This window comes from Paenibacillus sp. GbtcB18 (genome assembly GCF_019091125.1).
Lineage (GTDB): Bacteria > Bacillota > Bacilli > Paenibacillales > NBRC-103111 > Paenibacillus_F > Paenibacillus_F chitinolyticus.
Genome location: NZ_JAGXJX010000087.1, coordinates 1 through 717, shown reverse-complemented (window position 1 = coordinate 717; position 717 = coordinate 1). Strand labels below are relative to the sequence as shown.

The window sequence follows — 717 nt, the reverse complement described above, 5'->3', positions numbered from 1 at the left end:
AACACTTCATTAAAAGATGACATTCCTTCTCTAGTAAATATACAAATCTAACCGATTCCTGATTATATTAGGAATCGGTTAATTTATATTTAAACGCACATTGTTCCAAAAATAATATGATGAATATTCATTTTGAAATTATTATCTATATGGGGGCGGGCATTTTCAAATCTGTAAAATGGAAAGAAGAATACTACGTACATGTTGATGTGTTAACTATTCAGATTGTATATTCAGTTGTAAATAACCTTACAACAATGTAATAAAAATGTAAGGTTAAACGATAGGTATAGTTGTATAGATGTCGTATTATGAATAGGGTTTAATATGACAAAGGAGTTGTAATATGATAAAAAGCGTTACAAACAATAGAATTGACGAACTTGACTATATTCGGGGGTTCGCATTATTAGGGATTATCTTGGTGAATATTCTAGCAATACTTTCTTTGGATATACCAAAGCAGAATACAATGGATGCAAGTTATCAAAGGTTTTTATATTTATTTGTAGAAGGCCGCTTCTTCACTATTTTATCCTTCTTATTTGGAATAGGATTCTATATCTTTCTTACAAGAGCGATTGCAAAAGGGCAAAATGGAGATATTTTGTTTTTACGTAGACTTGCTGCTTTACTTGTTTTTGGAATCATACATACGTTATATCAGACAGAGGAAGCGTTAAAAATTAATGCAGTTTGTGGACTACTTATATTACC

Annotated in this window: 1 protein-coding gene; it reads left to right on the top strand. The window is 30.3% G+C overall.

Annotated elements, in window-relative coordinates; genetic code table 11:
* Nucleotides 1-346: 346 nt before the first annotated feature.
* On the top strand, nucleotides 347-717 hold a 371-nt coding region (locus tag KVT34_RS29630), incomplete at its 3' end, for a heparan-alpha-glucosaminide N-acetyltransferase domain-containing protein (protein WP_217563232.1).